The sequence below is a fragment of the Paenibacillus sp. PastF-3 genome, from assembly GCF_029893135.1.
Classification (GTDB): Bacteria; Bacillota; Bacilli; order Paenibacillales; family Paenibacillaceae; genus Paenibacillus_AQ; species Paenibacillus_AQ nitricinens.
Map to the genome: position 1 here is coordinate 42,904 of NZ_JARXWM010000020.1, position 15,137 is coordinate 58,040.

A 15,137-nucleotide genomic window follows, 5' to 3' on the forward strand; every position below is an offset into this window, starting at 1 on the left:
TTGAAGCTAGTTTTATTTTTTTGCTCTTTACGCATCTACTCCGCAATGAAATAAATAGCTGCAATCCGCTCATTTTTATCTTTTATCAGCTTAGCCTTAAATCTGGCTTGCGGACTAATATAATATCTTCCTGAAGCCTCCGAGATTTTTTCTACATCTACACCTCTAGTATCAGGTCCCTCTTTGAAACTCCCACTGGAATAATCAAACGCACGGCAATAACCTTCTCCGTTTGGATTCATGCTAAATCTTCTTTCTGCCTCATTCTGACCATTCGCATATGGTTTTTCAATGTATAAGCAGAAGCCCTGCTGCGATTCGTACCTCCGATAAGCCGTAAGAATCTGGGAGCCGCTGACGATCTGATTGTCAAATGCGGAATATTGCTGCTCCGAAAGCTCCCTGGCCTGTGCCGCCGCCTGGCTATTCGCCAATTCGACAACTGGCTGTGTCTTCCCCCACAAGAACAGACCGGATGATATAATGGCCAGCGTAATCAGAATCGATATCGTTGTTTTCAAAAAGCTTGCTATATTCTCCATGCCTGTATCTCCTTCACATTTTGCCAGTTACAACAGTCAGGTCACCCAGCTGCTGGAAGGCCATATAGACGAAGGGAAGCAGTAAATATAAGGTGAACGTTGCCTGCATCGGCAAGAACCCAAACATTTTACCCAGTGTACTTTTCCTGCTGATGACCTTCTCATAGTGCTCCTTGCGCTGATCCATCGCGAATGCTCTTTCCGCATCCATATCATCAAACGCCTTCTTCACCGGGATCAGATCGGCTGCCACCTGCAAGCGGTCTGCGAGCCGTTCGAGGGGAACGAAACGTGCGTCCTCCTTCAGATTCTCAATAGCACTCCAGCCTCCAGCCTCATAATCCAGCATGCAGCGCAGCAGTTGCCGCTCAAAAATATAGCTGTAACGATGCAGCCACTCTATCATTTCGTACACGCTGATATTCGGAAATTGAGACAGCATCATGGAAAGTGTATTGAAGCCATCCACCTCATTCTGCATTTCCCACTTTCGCAGCTGAGTACGAATGATTAAGTAAGCATCCGGAAGATAAAACCCTGCCAACGCCAGCCCAAAAGCCAGCAAAAGCTCATACCATTTGTAATACTCCTCATGATATTGCTCTACCCTGTTCATTAACTGTGCAGCATAGGCATTCTGGTTCAGATTGTTCTGAAGGAAAGACTTATTCTCCGCTTTCTCCTGAATGTAGGGCAACATCTGATCCGGTGTAATATCCTTCGCTACCAGTTCTCCAATTAAAGTCTGCTCAAAAGCGTACCGTTCCTCGCTAAGCATCTTCTGAGATTCTGTCTGATTGCCGCCTGTGGTGATCTGCTTATTGGGGTACAGGATGTTATGCTTGATATTGGCATGGATCGAGAATTGAAGCGATACGATCAACGTAAAGATAACGACTGCCGCTAGTGTTTTCTGCAAAAAGAAGGCATGTTGCGACAACCCAGAGTTAGCATCCTTCAGTTTGCCGGCTACCTTGAAATGAAGAGGCTCATGTTCTGCCGGCGTGATCCGATCCACCAGTTTGAAAATCCATTTTTTCTTCAGGATCCGATTTAACCACTTACCCTCATCTTTGATAGATTGCGTGTCTTCATCCACACCCTTGAGAATCCGCAAGGCAATAAACGATATTATGAACGTGATATACAGTAAGATTAAAGAATATAACCCCCAGGCCGAATTGTAGTAATTAGATACAATAGGAAACATCCCCTCCGCCCAATTGCGGATTGGATCCAGCATGAATACCGGTGAAATGGCTACAAAAACGATACCGTATAACAAACGATCGATTCGTTCACGGCGATTAATATCCATATGAATCTCTTCTCTGATATTGCCAAGCATCGATAGATAAATCGAACGCTCCCCTTTATGGATATCCGCATCACCATATTCACCTATTTTGTAACTCACCCCAGCCAGTTGCTTCATATAACGGTTAGGTGCAATCTCATAATATTTCTGCAGTTCATCTTCCGGGTCCACCGCTGCCAGAATCCCGGCAATCTGCCGGGCATGCACGGCTACCATTGGTTTCGAACGTTCCGCAGAATTCTCCAAGCTGACTTGCACCATATGTGTCTGATGATATTCATGGCGAATATCCAGAATCATGGACGATTGGTCATATAACATCTGCTTTACTAAACGCCCAATGAAGAGATCACTAAGGACACCTCCAAGATAAACTGAGACTAGCATAATAGTCGCACGGCTTACCCAGGATGAAGTCCAGAGGAATGAACTCAACGAAATGATCAGAATACAAGCAACAATCATTAGCGTCAGCGCAGCCGCGCGACTTCTGATCATGATTTCATTGCCTGCATGAACCAAGGTCAGACGCGAGCGCATCCGGTGAAGAAGTTTCTTCACTAATGGCAGTTCATCAAGTACCGGATAAGTTTTATGGGCCTGCTCCAACCATCTTTTTTCCTTTGTTCTCGTTGGCAGGAGAGCCTTTAGTCGCCTTTGCTCTTGATATTGTGTTCCCTTCAATTTACGCTGCACTATGTTAAGCAGCACAAGCAGGACAACCAGTAGCACTCCCGAGGTTCCTAAAATAATCAACAATAGGTTTTGCAGATTCATGCGGATTGCCCCCAATACTTCTCAAGAAATGCAGCGAATCCTAGTGCATCCTCTTCATCCATATTTTTGCGCATTTCATCGATTTTACGGCTGCTGATCGGATGCTTGGTCACGTATTCTCCGGCTTCCCACACAATGACATCCTTATAGTCATAGGAACGCCGATCTGTCATCCGGCCAAAATATTCGGTCACGGTATCCATAAAAGCATCCAGCTTGTCCGTAATATTCTCAGGATCCTTGTAGTTCTGAGGATATTCGAACTGGGGATCAGCCGGGATAATCTCTGTAATCCGTTCGATATATCTTTTCCCAGCACGCAGGACCAGATGGACGTTGAAGCCTAGCGCCTCAACAACCTGAACCTCAGCAATTTTCTCGTTACTGAAGGCTCCCGATGCGATAAGACTGTTGCGCAAAGCGCTGACCAAATTGGGCAGTGTTTTGCCGTGGTGTGTAAACAATGTATATTCAGAAGCTACCTGGGCTGCCTGAATCACATAACTGACCACACTATGAGTAGCCGCCTCACCGACGATATTCACAGCGCCATCCGTTTTTTTCTGCACATCCAGCCCATCCTGCCCACTAACGGAGGGGGTTTCTCTAAAGGATAAAATATTTTTACCCGGATACATTTTTCTTGCCCAGATCTCGAAGGAAGTCTCCTGAATCCGGATATTCTTCGCATCAATATATTTGATCAGTGCCTTAAGCAGCGTTGTTTTCCCCGAGCCCTGTCTGCCAGTGATAGCAGTGACCTGATGGCCCAGGATGAGAAAAACAAGCATATCAATCGCAAGCTGTGCCCCTTGATCTTGAATCTGCTGATCCAATTCCACGAGCGAATCGTTAAATTTGCGGACAAAAAAAGCCCAGCTTTCAGCCATTTTGGGCCGCACAACCACGACCCGGCTGCCATCAGCCATATCGTTGATGATATAACCCTTGGATTCATTTAATTGTCCAGGGTTACCAAACCCATAGATATTTTGGCAAACCCGCTTAAGCTCCTTCTCAGAACCAAAACTTAAGAATTCCAGGTGAAGCGACTTTCCGCGATAGAACGTCCACACCGCATCATAGGATTGTGGTATGAAATGCTGCTGCTTCGTATATTCCAGAAAATCTGTAGTCTGAACGACATCAGGAGGCATGCCACTTGTTCCTCCATTGACTCCGTCGATGTTCTGATCTCGAAGCTCATCAATAACGCCGAGCCCCTTATAAATTTGATAAGCTCTCTGGACAATAATTTCAATCTTGTCCTGGATGGACAATCCCGGCTGCTCGGACTGATAGATATGGCGAATCTGCTCTTCGGTGATCTTATACCCCTTAGATCCATCAGGCAGCTTTTGCAGTGTATCCAGGCTATATTTGCTTACTATTACATTAAATGCATTCTGACCATGATCTTTTTTGAAAACATAAAGCAAGATATCGAAGCAATCCTGTGAAGTCAAGCGATTCGTATGGCCGAAGCTGATAATCTTATCTACATTTCCTTCATCCAGACCGTAGGTCTGAACTAATAGATCCTTCATATAAAGCTTCACGTATTTCTTAGCGGATAGATCGCCATGCATGCAACTTCGGAGCGCTTTCTGCAATTCCCTTCGCCGCGCCTTCCGACGGTTGTATTCTTCCTCACTTGGGCTTCCTTCATAAAGAGACGCAGCTATAATCTCCTCAAAAGCCCTTCTCAGAAACAGCACGATTTCATTCATATCATATTTCAGTTGGACGGAAGGTGGAGCAGCATCCTTACGTCTGCCCAGCCATAAGTACAGGAACACTCCAATAGCTATCAGGACTACAAAGATCAGAATCAGATTAATCATTCGCAGCATCCAATTCCGATACTGGAGAAATCTCCAGCATCCGGAGAATAAGCTGTCCCATATGTCGTACCGCCTCAGTGAAGCTTCCGTCCTCACTAAACTCCAGAAAACGGGATTTAGCTTCTCTTGCCTTCAATAGAAACTGAACAAAACGCCGTTCATTTTGAGCATCCATATAACCAATATGATGTGGGATAACACCTACTGCTTTTTTCTTCAATTCATACAGCTTAATAATTCTCTCTTTATTGAACCTGGAGCTGCGCTCATAAGCCCCAATACAATAGAGGACTGGCTTATGACTCGGCACAGGAGCTTTGTTTTTATTCAAAAAATAGGAATCCAGACTGACCTGATTCTGATTTAGGTTAACCACAATCAAATCTGCCTGCTCCATAACCAGAGACACAACATCCGGATCATCTTCAGAGGAAAGGTCCACAAATAACAAATCATAAAACCTGCGATAATCCTTGTAGATATGCGGAAGCAAGAGCTTTGTCTCATGTTTCTCAGTACTCATAGATCCCCTAAGCAGTTCCAACCGATCCTTAAGAATGGACTCCGCATGATCTCTAATTCCTTCAGGTGTCAGCATTCCACACTGCACTAATCTCTCAATCGCATCCATTCCGCCGGTTGTCTGTGCAGACTGAAGCGTTGTTCTTGTCTGTGAGAATAAATGCTCAAGCACCCCTTGCTCCAAATGCGTATGTGTCATTAACACGCGGATATGATGATCTAGCGCTATGGTAGCCGCAACAGCTGCCATATTCGAAGTTGTTCTCCCCTGCCCTTGAGCAGGTCCCCAGAAAGCCACTAGCACAATTACCTACCCCCGTTTCCTTGCATACTGCCATAGCTTCTTGATGTCTTGCTTTGGAACATCGCAAATTTCAATCAAAAAGTCATTTACAGCTTCAGCAAAATCCTTATCTACCTTAAGATCCACCCTTCCATCATGGACCCAATCAATTCTTCGCTCCGGACTACTGATGTAACTGATTTTTGAAGTAATCACTGGATAATATTTATCCACATACTTCAGTCCAAGTCCGCATTCTTCTTCTATGATAAGCAGTACAGTAGGCATCCGTTTCTGATCCAGCAACATATCTACGTTCTCCATAGCCTGACGTTCATAGGTGGTTGCGAAGACAATAATCTCCTCCTCAAGACCCTCAGGATACCCATGATGCCAGTCATACAGAACGATATCCGGTTTGTCAGCTACGCTTGAATCAGCAATCTTTATACCAGACACTTCGCCTTCAAAATACTGATAATTCCTGCTGTTATCCGAAATAATCATGACATCGTTGTTGAAATAACTTTTCAACAGAATAGCCGCTGCCAGTATGAAATCGTGCTTCTCGCAATCCCCTGCGACAACAATGTGCAAATCGGTCACTCTCCTTCCAGCAGACTGTCATCTGTGGCTGCTTCTTTATTCGTCACACCCGTTGAACTCTGGTCTGCACTTGAATCGATCGGCGCTTGATTGGTCCGATCTATCACTCCGTTCACGGATTGGCTGTCATCAACTTTCGCAGCTTCCTCTGCTGCCGCCGCTCCCTGCACAGCCTTTCTCTGGATCACACCACTGCCGCTTGGTGCCTGTGCTCCCACACGAATTCTATCTTCATCCTCCATAACTTCGAGCCGTTTCTCCAGTTCCTTACGAAGATTGGCAGCAAGACTCCACTTGGCCTGATCTATAATGAAAGGATTATCCTTAATTACTCCAAGTACATCCAGATTAGGGACATAATTGACTACAGGTTCAGGCTGAAGCTCCGGTTCTACGTACTGTTTCATATACAGCTCCGCGTTATTTATGTATGCATCCACCAGGGCAGCTTGCAGGAGCTGTGCTTCTTCTTCATTGTCATTAAAAAATGTATATTGATTCGCTAAATCTACGTCCTTCAGCGACTTCTTTCCTACGACTATGTAATCCTCGCCATTCGGGAAAACGATCCGAATATCTACGACATCTTTTTTCGTTAACCGAAGCGGCAGTTTAATATATTCAGTCTCTTCTTTTCGTTCTGATGGCTCCAATCTCGCTTCATCACGTACCATTTCAGTAGTTACCGCTGTGCCTGACAATGCATCAATCTTCAAGTACTTGCCTACAATCGCTTTAGACTCACTGATCAGATTATCCGGTGAGGAGAATTTGGGTAGCTTCTCTTCCATTACATCCTCAGCGGTAATCACCTCTCCAGCTAGCTTTGGAGATATCAGAACATACGCTGTCTGGGATTGATCCATATAGCGCTGCAAGACTTCATCTTTATCATTCAGCTGTTCTTCGTAAGCTGCCCGCTCGTCGATCAACTTAGCGTTATAATGGCGATAAGTTGCAAACCATACCCCGGATGTGGCAACGGCAACAAGACAACCTGATAGGATCGTATATCTCAGTATTTTTTTCCGCTTACGTATTGCCACTTCAAGACCTCATTTCCATCCCTATTTGATTTTCCCTTTCGATTTTGCGGCCGCCGCTGCCGCTGCTGCCCGTTCGGTGGCTTGTCTTTCAGCTTCCTTAATTCTGGCTGCCTCTGCTCTCTCTTCCTCCACCTGTAATTTATCTGCATATTTCATCATATTTGATTCAATTTGGGCTATGGCGGCTTTAAATTCGTTCATTTTCTTTATCCATTCCTCACAATGCTGCTTAAACTCTTCTCCACCCAAATCTACCCAATAACCAGACACTCCTGTGATTGCTGCTCTCATCTTATCGCTGCACTCCTGGGCAGGGGAGAGAAGTCGATGGCAATCAAAAGCAATGCCCCTTACCATACCTGAATTCATACCCAGCCTCCTGATTGATAATTACCGGCTCTCCGGAACAAATGAAAATCCAATGCCTATTAATAACAAGGTCACAAACAAAACCGTCCCAACAATTCCCCAGAGCAGCGTTTGCTTGCGAAAGAGCTTTTTCTGAACGGTCAGCAGCTTCATTACCCATTCAACAGCCGCTTTATCTGGATACAAAGGATCTTGATGTGCAGGCATCAGAGTCGTTTGAATTTCTGCAAAATCCTTTTTCAACATTTGTAATACTTCCTGATGTCCATTTTCCAGCAGTAGCCTGCACCGCTTGCGCTCATAAGGATTAAGGGTGTTCAGCTTCTCTTTCAGCAGTTCATACTTCCACATAGCCCCGTTGCCTACCAAAATAGGAATTTGCGAGTTCCACCACAGCTCGAGTCCGCTGGTGCCCTTCCGCTCCCGATGGATATCCACCCATAGAATGATATGCGTGAACTCACTGGCCAAAAGCTCCGAAATATCCCACGAATACCCTCTGCGATAGAAAGTGACTCCTTCATATTCGAACATGGTAGAAACCGAATCTTCTTTCTCACCCTTAAAAACAATCTGTTCAAGCGAACTGATTTCGGGCCTGTCATCTCCGCATACCAGGGGCTTCCAGCCCAGTTCTGCCAGACCCGCGGCCAGTAGAAACGCCGCTGCACCTACGTCTTCTTCCCCTCCGACACCACAAACTCCGATGACAAGTGGTACATTACTGCCCAGAATTCTCGCACTAACTGCTGGCGTAGATTTTTCTTCTACCGGAATAGATTGTTCCAGACTCTCCAGCGTTTCCGCTTCGGTTAATGACGGGGTCTCCTTTCTGGCCGGAGGCCCCGGTCTTGACGGAGTTGATCCTGCTGAAGAGCGAGGAGCAACGGATGGTCTCCTGTTGGCGGCATCTGCTACAGTTCTGGAACCGGCCGCCACTGGCTGTGGACGGGTAAGCGACTCCACCGGTCTCGGAGGAGCAGACGGTGCCTCTTCCACTGCCGCGTCAAAAGCTACTCTTGATGATGAGCCTTTAAACGAAGAAAAAAGGCCTTTCTTTTTACCCAGGATATGATAATAATCCCTTGTAGTTTTTTTCTCTTTGATCCAATTCAGAAGATCATCGCCCTGGAATTCCGTAGTGAACTGAAGATCATGTATGTTCATATTTACCAGGGTCCGTATAAATTCAATATCCGTTTGCAGCGCCGGGTCTAACTGAACGATCAGCCGAGTATGTTTAAGATATTTGCGGATCAGTGTCATGAAACTGATAATATCCGCAGCCTTGACCGGTGTGCCCAGACCCGCGCCGCCCTCCATAATTACAATGGATGAAGGATCGACTTCCTTACTACTGAAACCACTTATAAAACTATGTAATGTAGAATGTTTACCGGAAATTACATAACCCTCATGCTCCAGCGACCTGGATAGCAGCATTATAAGTTCAGGTGAGCAGACTAAGTGTACGCTTTTCATAGGAATCCTCCTTTACGATCTCCCAGCTCAATAGGGCAAAATACGAACTATGGCTCCGTCCCCTTGTATAATCTCTGCGAGAACAGCATGCGGCCCCAACTCCATCCATTCTTCGCCCGTACGGCTGGCTTCACATTTAAATTCCCAGTGATCCGGAAGCCAGTTGGCTTGCTTAAGTAGCTCGATACATTGCCCTGTAGAAATAGAAAGAGAGACTTCCAAATCCAAATACTTCTCTCTTTCACCTTTAAATACAAAAGTAGTCAGTGCAGTTGACATAGTCTGATCCCCCAGATTTGTTAAGCTTCTTGCAGCCAATTACATAATTCATTTACTACTGTAGACAAGGATTGCGTGGTTTGACTGGCGTCTTCTTCCCCCCCGCTCAGCAGCCACATTTGATCTTCATGAATCAACAGGTTCAGTTCGCGAATCACCTGTGCCTCCTCGGTAATGCATTGGATTTCTGCCAAGGAAGTTATGAATGCACCTGCTAGTAGAGACTTTCCCACCCACGTTTCAAAATCCACTTCTTTATTTATCGCTTTTTGTAATTTATCTTTATCGCTCAATTCCCACACTAAAGGGATTCTCTCAATGACCTGATACATCAGCTCATGTAATGCATAAATCTCCTGAAGCTTATAGGTGTTACTTTCCGGCTGATGCTCAAGTTCAAACCAAACTTCATCCTGAACAAAATAGAAGACCTTGCAAGTCTGTCGATTCGTATGCATAAGCTGGCAAAAATAAGATTTGCAGCTGGATGCAACAGCGATACCTCTATGAAGCACTTCATTCACTTTGGCGAGCCCCGCAAAATCAACCTCTAAATATCCCTTCACTTCCAGCGACCTCATCTGAGCATCCATTAAGGAGCGTAAATTACGCTCCGACTCGTCTTTGAGATCGATTTCCAGACCTGGAAAACTAGTTCCTCCTATCAATGCAGTCAAATAGATAATTTCTAAAGGATGCAATTCAAACATTTCACGAGCCGGCTTCATCGCTTTTTTCACCTGCTTATCTATAGTTCTGTAATCATTTTGAGGCGTGAAATGGTCCCCTCAGTTAGCAGTATCGCTTCAGTATTATCCAATACCTCGTTCAGCTCATGGTATTCCATACTCTCGAGTAGTGGAGCATAAGACAAATGATCATTGGGTCTTCCATCGGACAACAACGCATGTCCACTGTTAATCAGTTCACCCGCAAAATCAGTGACCAATTGCATTTGATTCAGTTCAAACGAATCGCTGCCGACCAGCAGCATTACACCAAGTCCACCGCCAAACCTCGCTACCCGCTCCAAATGATCCAGTGAATCATTCTCCATCAGATCAAAAGCGGACTTAAGATGAGGCATTACAATGACGAGAAGCGGATACTTAGACAGAATATACTCTGCCTCGTCAAACTCTTCACGGTTTTGGGCATCTGCAAAAGCTTGCCGTGCATCATTTTTCCTTAGTTGCAGCTGATCCACTAAAGATTGTGTGAGCTGTAAAAACTCTTCAGCTGTGCACATATAGCGGGTAATCGTTGAACTAGCTTTCAAGCTCGGTATACTGACAACACCACTATCAAACAGATGGAATTCCATAGTTACTTCACCTGCTGATTTATCAAGAACTTGTATTAAGGCGTTAAATCTAAAATCCACATGCTTTTGAGTAGTATAAGACACTACAAAATTGCTAACCTGCTTTACATTGATCTCTACCGGAAGTGTAGTATCCCAATCCAGCCCGAGCGGTACCTGATAATTCCCCTGCGGTTGTTCCTTCGGCACACGTTCCAGAAGCTCTGCCAGTGAAAGCTTGTCCGGGATCACTGAAATCCCCACAGGGTTATTCACACCTGCCACTGCTTTCATCTCCGAACTAATCCGGCGGAGAGAGGCAGCAATCTGATCATCCGAGCTGCCATCCACAGGAAGCGCGGTATGAAATTCCAGAATCCGGTTATCTTTGAGCAGTCCGCGGCCTACTGTATTCGTTGGCTCCATCCCTTCTGTTCTGCCCAGAATACTGGAATAATCCAATCTATCAGACATTTGGTATACTAGAGCCTGCTTAATATTCTGGCTGATTCGGTAAGGATAAGAGTTTACAGCATTGGCAGCGAACACGAAGTATATCCCGTAATTACCGCCTTCACGCACCAACTTGGAAAGCTCTAAGATAAAGTCATCATAGGCTTCTGAGAATCCTGTGTAATTATCGAGTAGAATAACAATGTAAGGAACCTTCTCTCCAGTGGCCGCACTGTACGAGACCAAATTGCTGATTCCAAGCTGAGAAAACTTACGTTTGCGTTCATCCAATTGGGACAACAACCAACTGATCAGTTTTCCAAGCTTTTGTTCGTCCTCTGGAAAAATAATATCCCCTACATGTGGAAGCTCGTGGAATACTCCCAAGGTGCGTGTACCAAAATCCAATATATAGAAATGAACGTAATCAGGTTCATATTTCAAGGCGAGGGACATGATAATTGTCTTTAACAGCGTAGTCTTACCGCTGCTCGGTGCTCCATAAACCAGTAAATGTCCATCCTGATTAAAATTAATATCCAGATTGTATTGCTCCTGATCTGACGGATTATCAATTCGTCCAACGGTGGCAATAAGATTCTGATCTGGCTGCTTCCATGATTGCCCATCCCAGATCTGATTCTGATCCATAACATCCACTAAAGTCATAGTCTCCGGAAGTGGAGGCAGCCATAGCTGAAAGGCCTCTCCGATCGATTGCTCAGCAGAAATGGCAGCTATATGATTAACCACAGCCTGCAGCTCACTTAGTTGCGAGGCATGATCACTGTTTTTCACCTTAGGAATCAGAGCTCTGCGTTCACCACTTAGTGAAACGATATCCATCTTTGGACTTCCATCCTGATCTGTCTCCCCTGCTTGATAAGGCGCTCCGCTCCAGGAGGATTGGAACAAAGTGAACACTTCATTATTACCAACTTGCAAATACCCACGGCCTTTTTCTTTGATCTCTGCTGCCTCCGTGCGTTTCAGCATCTCCTGACTATCCGAAGGTGTCTGCACCTTCAGACATAGCTTAAATCTGGAGTTACTCCAGATCTGGTCATCGACTACGCCAGAAGGTTTTTGTGTTGCCAATATTAAGTGAATCCCCAAGCTTCTTCCGACCCGTGCCGCACTGACTAGCTCTTTCATAAATTCCGGTTGATCTGATTTAAGTTCTGCGAACTCATCTACCACTATGATCAAATGCGGCAAGGGAAGGTTAACTTCTTTATTGCGGTAAAGAACGATGTAATTATCAATGCTGGTCACTCCGGCTTCACTGAACAGTCGCTGTCTCCGCAAAAGCTCACTTTTGATGGAGGCAAGGGCCCGATTGATCTGATTACCGCCAAGATTGGTGATTGTCCCCACCAGATGTGGAAGTCCAAGAAAAGCATTAGCCATTCCTCCACCCTTATAGTCGATCAGTACAAAAGCAATCTCATGCGGATGAAAGTTCACTGCCAGACCCAAAAGTAGAGACTGAAGCAGCTCACTTTTCCCCGATCCGGTAGTGCCGGCTACTAGACCATGTGGACCATAGCTTTTTTCGTGCATATCGAACAAAAGAAATTTCCCGCCTGCCCCGAGCCCCAGAGGAATGGACAATGTACGGTTAGCCTGGTTTTTTGACCAGCGCTCCAATACCTTTAGAGCCTCTACCTGCTCAACCTCAAAGCTCTCCAGAAAAGTTACCATTGGTGGGATATAGCTGTTATTTTGACCTTCCTTAATTCTGAGCGGAGACAAAGAACGGGCAAAAAACTCTGAATTTTTTTTATCCAGAGAATCGGCAGAAAAATAATCCGCTAAATGACTTAACAGCTGATTAGTATCTTTTCGAACCATCCCCTTACCATCCTTGATTTCCAGAATAGCCTGGGAATTCAGCGGCAGCGCAACATCAATCTTTTCCGATGTAAAAATGCTGGTCACCCCAAGTGAAGCATTGGCCGAGAGCAAATACTTCATCATATCCGTGCTGTCCCACAGTTCAGGAGCAAAAACCAGAAAAACATAATGCGGGGTCTGCATTGGCTGTAGTCCATAACCATTCGTGCTGTTTTCTTCTCTTTTTCTAAGCTCTGGAAGTAATTCATCCGCAATATTGGAGGCATCAAAGGATGTTGTAGCCAAACTTCTCTGGCTTCGATTTTTATTCCATGTATGGGGCAACCATTTCAACCATTCCCAGTGTTCCAGATCATCAGGCTGCATCACGCATATTACCCTTACATCATCGTAGCCTTGGTGTGTTGTTAAATGAACTAGAACACCATTGAGGAAATCACGAACCTCCTGCTGTTTGCCGTAAATTCCGAGCGTATTAATATTCCTTAGCGGTATGTAGACCGGAATATCTCGCACAAAATACATCTCTTCGCATATTTTACTGGCGATTTCTTCAAGTGGGTTGTCATCGTCAATCGCTTTCGCTTTCGAGCTATATATTGGCACCAGAGCAATCGGCTGGATACCAACACCAACCCTGAGATTCAAAAAGTCATCTTCAATTCCGGTTTTTTCCCACAGCTGCTTGCTTCTCACCCGTACGATTTCAACACAAGATTGAATACTTGGATGGATATATGTATAGGCTTCTCTTTGCGTACTGGCGGCACTTTGTAAATCATTACGAACCTGGAATAAGTAGTTGAGATATTTCTTTTCAAGTTTTTTGTTCTGTTCATGATGTTTTTTCACACTGGATTTATAATTCAAAATTGAAACCATGACCGTCAGAACAGTCATACCCATGGTTGAAATCAGCATGGTAAACGACCTGGTCAATGTTGACATAAATATAGAGATGACTAACATCCCGATGGGAGGGACTATAATCGTCAACCATGAGAAGGTTGGTTTTCCCGATGGTCGGGCAGGATCCTCCAAAACCAATTCGCCTTCCGGGTAATTCGGTTTAATTCGAGGGGTTCTTTGTACCTGATTAGTTAGCATTTCTTGAGTACTCATCTTTTTCATCACCACTGGATAGGAATTTTGGATTAACAAGAATAAATAGTGTAAATTTTAAATAAAAAATAAATTATTTTCCAATTTAGGAGATACATACTGCATTATCGGTTCGACGACTAAATAGTTTATATTTTCCATAACATTTTTTGCTAAAATGGTTCAAAGATCCCCAATAAATTACCATTATTTTCATAAAAGTAAAATTACTAGTGCATATAGATCCAGTTCTAAGGTCACCTAATCGCACTTTCTTTTTGATATAATTTAAGACATTTGGCACATTTACTTTTTTATGTTTTCTTCATTTCTTGTTGTTCATCTTACTTCTCAGGAGTAAAATTACGAGTTTTTTGTATCAGGTATTCCATTTTAGATCCTATGTATCAGACCAATTCTACCAAACTGGAGAGAATTCATACTTCTGGATGGAATCAACCCGTGAAAAAACTAGGAAATCCCTGCTAACTCGAACTATTTCCCGGTATTAAATCTCATATATGTTTAAGCAAATGCAAACAGACAACCTCGTATGAGGCTGCCTGATGTATTCTTTAATCCAAATACGTGTTTACGAGCAGAATGAAATCATTTTGCATGAGGGCGATGAGCTGGACGGAATTTATTTTCAAGTGGAGGGGCGTACTAAGGTCTTTTCTAGTGTGGGAACGGCAAAATCCTTGTTATTACGGTTCTGCTCACCCTTGTCATTGTTCGGGGACATTAAATACGTGCAGGAGGTTGTGGCTCAATCACAAGTGGAAGCGGTACAACAAACCTCTCTCTTATTTATCCCGAAACAAAAGGTTGGATCTGACCAAATGGATAACCATTGCTTTAAAGATTTATTGCAGAAACATCTTTCTTACAAGCTTCTAACCTACACATCCGCATCACGAACGAACTTACTAGGCGCTGTCGAGGAACGACTTGCAAGTTATTTATTAACGATACAGCTCCAACGGGAGTCATTTAATTGAGGATAAAATGATCGATGTCATCATAACGGATATCGATCTTTTCTCCGTTTCTTTTGACAAGATTTATATACAGAGGAGCTGTATCAACACTTCCGCCACCAACCAACACATGGTAGTTTTCATTGATTTCATATTTGCGGATGTACAAGCCTGAACCGACGTCTTCAAAGGGATAACCTTCAAAATCCTTCCACGACAACGCCTGGCCTTGCTGAACTAGATCCCGTACTTCATCCATGGATAATATCGTAGCTTTTTTATCACCACAGGCTGAATGTATAAATCGTCAAAGCAAACAATAACAGCATTATCAAGTTACGCTTATTCTCATTCATAAACCTCCCAACTCCATCG

Annotated in this window: 13 protein-coding genes; 1 reads left to right on the forward strand and 12 read right to left on the reverse strand. The window is 44.3% G+C overall.

What is annotated here, in order from left to right; translation table 11 throughout:
• Positions 1-35: 35 nt before the first annotated feature.
• From M2444_RS27925 to essC, 11 genes are read right to left on the reverse strand one after another with little or no spacing between them, the layout of a single operon-like run.
• On the reverse strand, positions 36-542 hold the full coding sequence (locus M2444_RS27925) for a hypothetical protein (RefSeq protein ID WP_094878484.1): 507 nt from the start codon (positions 540-542) through the stop codon (positions 36-38).
• A gap of 13 nt (positions 543-555) precedes the next feature.
• A complete protein-coding gene (locus M2444_RS27930; protein WP_094878483.1) occupies positions 556-2,637 on the reverse strand; it encodes a hypothetical protein in 2,082 nt (693 codons plus the stop codon).
• A complete protein-coding gene (locus M2444_RS27935; protein WP_280788629.1) occupies positions 2,634-4,481 on the reverse strand; it encodes an ATPase, T2SS/T4P/T4SS family in 1,848 nt (615 codons plus the stop codon). Before M2444_RS27935 ends, M2444_RS27930 begins: the two co-directional genes overlap by 4 nt.
• Positions 4,474-5,307 carry a hypothetical protein gene (locus M2444_RS27940; RefSeq protein WP_280788630.1) on the reverse strand — a complete coding sequence of 278 codons (834 nt, stop codon included), beginning with the start codon at positions 5,305-5,307 and terminating at the stop codon, positions 4,474-4,476. Before M2444_RS27940 ends, M2444_RS27935 begins: the two co-directional genes overlap by 8 nt.
• A 6-nt stretch (positions 5,308-5,313) precedes the next feature.
• Positions 5,314-5,883 carry a hypothetical protein gene (locus M2444_RS27945; RefSeq protein WP_094878481.1) on the reverse strand — a complete coding sequence of 190 codons (570 nt, stop codon included), beginning with the start codon at positions 5,881-5,883 and terminating at the stop codon, positions 5,314-5,316.
• Positions 5,884-5,888: 5 nt separating this feature from the next.
• Positions 5,889-6,938 carry an SAF domain-containing protein gene (locus tag M2444_RS27950; RefSeq protein WP_076208263.1) on the reverse strand — a complete coding sequence of 350 codons (1,050 nt, stop codon included), beginning with the start codon at positions 6,936-6,938 and terminating at the stop codon, positions 5,889-5,891.
• 21 nt (positions 6,939-6,959) lie between these two features.
• On the reverse strand, positions 6,960-7,307 hold the full coding sequence (locus tag M2444_RS27955; RefSeq protein ID WP_094870401.1) for a hypothetical protein: 348 nt from the start codon (positions 7,305-7,307) through the stop codon (positions 6,960-6,962).
• A gap of 21 nt (positions 7,308-7,328) precedes the next feature.
• On the reverse strand, positions 7,329-8,789 hold the full coding sequence (locus M2444_RS27960; protein ID WP_280788631.1) for a hypothetical protein: 1,461 nt from the start codon (positions 8,787-8,789) through the stop codon (positions 7,329-7,331).
• 27 nt (positions 8,790-8,816) lie between these two features.
• The gene (locus M2444_RS27965; RefSeq protein ID WP_094870399.1) at positions 8,817-9,068 is read right to left on the reverse strand and encodes a hypothetical protein; all 252 of its coding nucleotides are present in this window, start codon (positions 9,066-9,068) and stop codon (positions 8,817-8,819) included.
• Positions 9,069-9,088: 20 nt separating this feature from the next.
• Complete coding sequence (locus M2444_RS27970; protein ID WP_280788632.1) at positions 9,089-9,796, reverse strand: hypothetical protein; 708 nt, start codon at positions 9,794-9,796, stop codon at positions 9,089-9,091.
• A gap of 20 nt (positions 9,797-9,816) precedes the next feature.
• A complete protein-coding gene (gene essC, locus M2444_RS27975) occupies positions 9,817-13,803 on the reverse strand; it encodes a type VII secretion protein EssC (protein WP_280788633.1) in 3,987 nt (1,328 codons plus the stop codon).
• 545 nt (positions 13,804-14,348) lie between these two features.
• Between essC and M2444_RS27980 the strand changes: the two genes are divergently transcribed.
• Positions 14,349-14,783 (forward strand): Crp/Fnr family transcriptional regulator, encoded by a 435-nt coding sequence (locus M2444_RS27980; RefSeq protein WP_280788634.1) that lies wholly within the window; start codon positions 14,349-14,351, stop codon positions 14,781-14,783.
• Here M2444_RS27980 and M2444_RS27985 read toward each other — a convergent pair.
• Positions 14,776-15,021: a hypothetical protein gene (locus M2444_RS27985; protein ID WP_280788635.1), complete on the reverse strand. Its 246-nt coding sequence runs from the start codon at positions 15,019-15,021 to the stop codon at positions 14,776-14,778. The genes M2444_RS27980 and M2444_RS27985 overlap by 8 nt on opposite strands.
• Positions 15,022-15,137 lie beyond the last annotated feature (116 nt).

Coding starts and splice junctions, on each gene's coding strand:
- M2444_RS27965 (WP_094870399.1), bottom strand. CDS start 9,068: ATGTCAACTGCACTGACTACTTTTGTATTTAAAGGTGAAAGAGAGAAG.
- M2444_RS27925 (WP_094878484.1), bottom strand. CDS start 542: ATGGAGAATATAGCAAGCTTTTTGAAAACAACGATATCGATTCTGATT.
- essC (WP_280788633.1), bottom strand. CDS start 13,803: ATGAGTACTCAAGAAATGCTAACTAATCAGGTACAAAGAACCCCTCGA.
- M2444_RS27980 (WP_280788634.1), top strand. CDS start 14,349: ATGTATTCTTTAATCCAAATACGTGTTTACGAGCAGAATGAAATCATT.
- M2444_RS27935 (WP_280788629.1), bottom strand. CDS start 4,481: ATGATTAATCTGATTCTGATCTTTGTAGTCCTGATAGCTATTGGAGTG.
- M2444_RS27970 (WP_280788632.1), bottom strand. CDS start 9,796: ATGAAGCCGGCTCGTGAAATGTTTGAATTGCATCCTTTAGAAATTATC.
- M2444_RS27930 (WP_094878483.1), bottom strand. CDS start 2,637: ATGAATCTGCAAAACCTATTGTTGATTATTTTAGGAACCTCGGGAGTG.
- M2444_RS27955 (WP_094870401.1), bottom strand. CDS start 7,307: ATGAATTCAGGTATGGTAAGGGGCATTGCTTTTGATTGCCATCGACTT.
- M2444_RS27960 (WP_280788631.1), bottom strand. CDS start 8,789: ATGAAAAGCGTACACTTAGTCTGCTCACCTGAACTTATAATGCTGCTA.
- M2444_RS27985 (WP_280788635.1), bottom strand. CDS start 15,021: ATGGATGAAGTACGGGATCTAGTTCAGCAAGGCCAGGCGTTGTCGTGG.